This window comes from Microcystis sp. M_QC_C_20170808_M3Col (genome assembly GCF_007095505.1).
In the GTDB taxonomy this organism is placed as follows: Bacteria; Cyanobacteriota; Cyanobacteriia; order Cyanobacteriales; family Microcystaceae; genus Microcystis.
On record NZ_SFBY01000284.1, the window covers coordinates 1 to 3,433 of the forward strand.

Annotated in this window: 5 protein-coding genes and 1 pseudogene; 5 read left to right on the top strand and 1 reads right to left on the bottom strand. The window is 43.3% G+C overall.

What is annotated here, in order from left to right:
* Positions 1-155: 155 nt before the first annotated feature.
* The 3 genes from EWV84_RS12745 (at position 156) to EWV84_RS12755 (ending at position 1,492) form a co-directional block, all read left to right on the top strand.
* The gene (locus EWV84_RS12745) at positions 156-380 is read left to right on the top strand and encodes a C2H2-type zinc finger protein (protein ID WP_287078280.1); all 225 of its coding nucleotides are present in this window, start codon (positions 156-158) and stop codon (positions 378-380) included.
* 67 nt (positions 381-447) lie between these two features.
* Positions 448-999 (top strand): Uma2 family endonuclease, encoded by a 552-nt coding sequence (locus EWV84_RS12750; protein WP_287078281.1) that lies wholly within the window; start codon positions 448-450, stop codon positions 997-999.
* A 343-nt stretch (positions 1,000-1,342) separates the two neighbouring features.
* Entirely contained in the window at positions 1,343-1,492 is a 150-nt protein-coding gene (locus EWV84_RS12755) for a hypothetical protein (RefSeq protein WP_287078282.1), read from the top strand.
* Between the two features lie 45 nt (positions 1,493-1,537).
* On the opposite strand, the gene EWV84_RS12760 is transcribed toward EWV84_RS12755, so the two are convergent.
* Positions 1,538-1,990, bottom strand: a complete 453-nt coding sequence (locus EWV84_RS12760; RefSeq protein ID WP_287078284.1) for a hypothetical protein — start codon at positions 1,988-1,990, stop codon at positions 1,538-1,540.
* 232 nt (positions 1,991-2,222) lie between these two features.
* On the opposite strand from EWV84_RS12760, the gene EWV84_RS12765 reads away from it, so the two are divergent.
* Complete coding sequence (locus tag EWV84_RS12765) at positions 2,223-3,086, top strand: alpha/beta fold hydrolase (protein ID WP_287078283.1); 864 nt, start codon at positions 2,223-2,225, stop codon at positions 3,084-3,086.
* A 128-nt stretch (positions 3,087-3,214) separates the two neighbouring features.
* A pseudogene (locus tag EWV84_RS12770) lies at positions 3,215-3,433 on the top strand (helix-turn-helix domain-containing protein); the annotation flags it as partial.

Genomic DNA, 3,433 nt, shown 5'->3' on the forward strand with positions numbered 1-3,433 from the left:
ACATTTTACGCAGGGGGTACTTAGACAAAATCAGTATAGCACAATAAAAGTTAAGTTAACAAGCTATAGTTTAAAAAGCCGTCCTAAAAGGACGGGGCTTTAACCCAAAATTTCGGTAACTTCCATAGATGAACTCGTTTAAGAAGCATAATCCTATGACCAAAATCTTGATCGAAGTTAGTCCCGAAGCGGCAGAACTCTATCAATCCGCATTCTCCGAAGAAAAAGAGCGTGTTCGGATTCTTATCGATCTGTTGATGAGAAGGCCGAGTGAAGACGATAGCGACTTTCTTGGTAAGCTGATGGACGAAATTAGTGATGAGGCCGAAGCAAGAGGATTAAAACCCGAAATTTTAGAGTCTTTACTGAATGAATCTTGAAGTGAAATATACCACAGCCTCACCCAACTTAATCATTCCGAAGCGTTTGACAGGATAGATTTCTAAAATGCTCCAATCCCTCCTCACCCTACCCGAATTTCTTGCACTACCGGAAAGCAAACCCGCGCTGGAATATATCGACGGTCGAATCGTTCAAAAAGCTATGCCGAAAACCCGACACGCTCGATTACAGAGCAAATTAATCGAGAAAATCAATCGCATCACCGAAACAGAAAAAATCGCTTATGCGTTTCCCGAATTGCGCTGTACCTTCGCGGGTCGATCGATCGTCCCCGATATCGCCGTACTCCTCTGGCAGAATATCCCCTTCGATACCAACGGTGAACCTCTCGATAATATTCTCATCCCTCCCGACTGGACGATCGAAATCCTTTCCCCCGAACAAAGTTCCAACCGAGTCACGGGAAATATCCTGTATTGTCTTAAACACGGCTGTAAACTGGGATGGCTACTCGATGCCGAAGATCGATCAATCCTCATTTTTCTTCCTGATCGACCACCCGAATTACGCCAAGGTCTCGATCGACTAGAAATCTTACCGGATATCGATCTAGAATTAACCGTCGAGGCAGTTTTCTCGTGGTTAAAAATGCAATAGCGGCAAAAATTTCATTTTTGAATTGGTGCATGAAGAAAGATTATCCGTGGGAACCTTGGTAGAAAAACATCAAATCGAGGGATTAGAAACGGGGTATAGTGTCGGATTTTTCGATAGGTTGAGAAAAACAATTACTGTTGTCAACCTACCCGAAAGTTCCCTCCATTTCCCCACCCACGAGGATCGACCTTGACCCTACAGGACTGATATTTTCCCATCTTTAGTAGAATATCGGCATCTAGAAGAGGGTGCGATCGTGCGGCAGTTATAGTTGAGAGGGTGTGTTACACTAGCCTTAAGGCACTGTGTAGGCCGTACTCGAATTACTTCTCAACAATCCATTATGATAAAAAATCTACGAGTTAGTTATGATGGAATGGTTTTCCGTCCCGAAGAAAAGATTGAATTAGAACCCAATACCCATTACATCATCCAAATTATTTATCGGGAAGATCCATTAGAAAATAACCATAAAAATGCTTGGGAGCCGTAAACTTAATTAACAATCGAGGTGGCTCCATAACAGCTTAAGCTAGAGCTAGTAAATATAAATAGCACCCTGTTGATTGATGTTAAAGGTGGTATAACCGGGGGTACTCCCCGGAACTTTGGTGACAGTAATCGTGACTAAATTATCATCATTGACCTCTACGGCATAGATTAAACTAGAAGAATAGCGATCTGCGGCGGCATTAGCTCGATTAATCAGAATATATGCCGGAATTACCAAACCTCTTAGGGTTGTCTCCGTACCTGGAGATAATAATTGGGGAGAGGAATTAATATTGGCCGATAGGTCATAATTGAGGTCAATATCGGTTTGATTGATGATTTTAATCTCCACGGGACGACTCATATTCACCCTAGCAACAGGCTGCCAAGGACCTGGTTGAAAGGTGGTAGCGGGGGGATTTTGAGCGGGTAAAGAGGGGGGAAAAGCTAATCCCAGACTGAAGACGAGGGAAAGAGTTAAAAAGCGATCGCATTTCATAGATGAATCCTGGTCTAGGGTTTTCATCCTATTTTAGGGGGGTATCTCCAGTGTTTTATACTTTAAGTAGAAGCTTTTGAAATTGTCTATAGCAGTGAGTCATCAGCTGTCAGGGGAATATCCGAAGCTTCCCTGATTTTGCTCTATAAACAAGGCTAAATACATCTATTTTTCCCTAGAAGTTTCCCTAGTAACCCCTATCAACGGTTTAATTTAGGTTGAGATTGATTATATGCCTACCATCGACATATCGGGAGTATCCCACAGTTACGAGTTATTTTCGCCCCGAGCGGATAAACCGGTTTTAGTCTTTATACACGGTTGGCTGCTGAGTCGTCACTACTGGCAGCCTTTGGTAGATATTCTCTCCCCGGATTATCCCTGTCTAGTCTATGATCTCCGGGGCTTTGGCGACTCCCAAAAAATCACCTCTAACAGTCCTCCTAGCAGTTATAACCTTGAATCCTACTCCCAAGACGTTATTACCCTTCTTAACCGCTTAAACCTCGATGCTGCTTGGTTAGTTGGTCATTCCCTCGGTGGTAGTGTTGCTTTGTGGGCCGCGGATAGCTGTCCTGAACGGATTAAAGGGGTAATCTGTATGAATGCCGGCGGTGGCATCTATCTAAAGGAGGAATTTGAGCGATTTCGGGAAGCCGGAAGACAGATTTTACAGAGAAGACCGTCTTGGTTGCCTGGTGTTCCCTTGATTGATGTTTTATTCTCGCGGATGATGGTCAAGCAAACCCTAGGTAAAAAATGGGGCAAACAGCGCGTGATTGATTTTGTCCGGGCCGATTACCAAGCAGCCCTAGGGTCACTTTTGGAAACCACCACTATCAGCGAAGTTCATCTTTTACCCCAGATTGTCTCCCGTCTCCCGCAACCAGTCTATTTTCTGGCGGGGAAAGAGGATACGATTATGGAAGTTAAGTACGTTAACCATCTGGCCAGTTTTCATCCTTTGTTTGAAACTGGCAGCAACGTCATTGAGTTATCCGATTGTGGTCATTTTGCCATGCTGGAACAAACAGCAGAGGTAGCCCAAAAGATGATGGCTATTTTAACTGAATGTCAGCAGAAGTCCCTCGCTTGAGTGCGATGGCACGGGGCTTTTAAAGGGGCGAAGTAATTCGCCCCACACCCCCTCATGAATGCTGACTTTGTATCTAAACAATTCCTCAAAAACTATGTTATCATAATTATAGTTTCTTGATAACTCTTATGTACAAAGCGTACAAATTCAAACTTAAGCCTAATACTGAGCAAGAAATAGCCTGAGCAAAAAGCTTTCGTTGTTGTCGTTGGTTTTGGAATTATTCATTGAATTTATGCCAAGAAACCTATAAAACCACAGGAAAAGGACTGACACGAAACTATATTCAGGGACTATTGCCTAGTCTCAAAAAAGAATATGATTGGTTGACAGATGCTTATTCCCAG

Coding starts and splice junctions, on each gene's coding strand:
- EWV84_RS12745 (WP_287078280.1), top strand. CDS start 156: ATGACCAAAATCTTGATCGAAGTTAGTCCCGAAGCGGCAGAACTCTAT.
- EWV84_RS12750 (WP_287078281.1), top strand. CDS start 448: ATGCTCCAATCCCTCCTCACCCTACCCGAATTTCTTGCACTACCGGAA.
- EWV84_RS12755 (WP_287078282.1), top strand. CDS start 1,343: ATGATAAAAAATCTACGAGTTAGTTATGATGGAATGGTTTTCCGTCCC.
- EWV84_RS12760 (WP_287078284.1), bottom strand. CDS start 1,990: ATGAAATGCGATCGCTTTTTAACTCTTTCCCTCGTCTTCAGTCTGGGA.
- EWV84_RS12765 (WP_287078283.1), top strand. CDS start 2,223: ATGCCTACCATCGACATATCGGGAGTATCCCACAGTTACGAGTTATTT.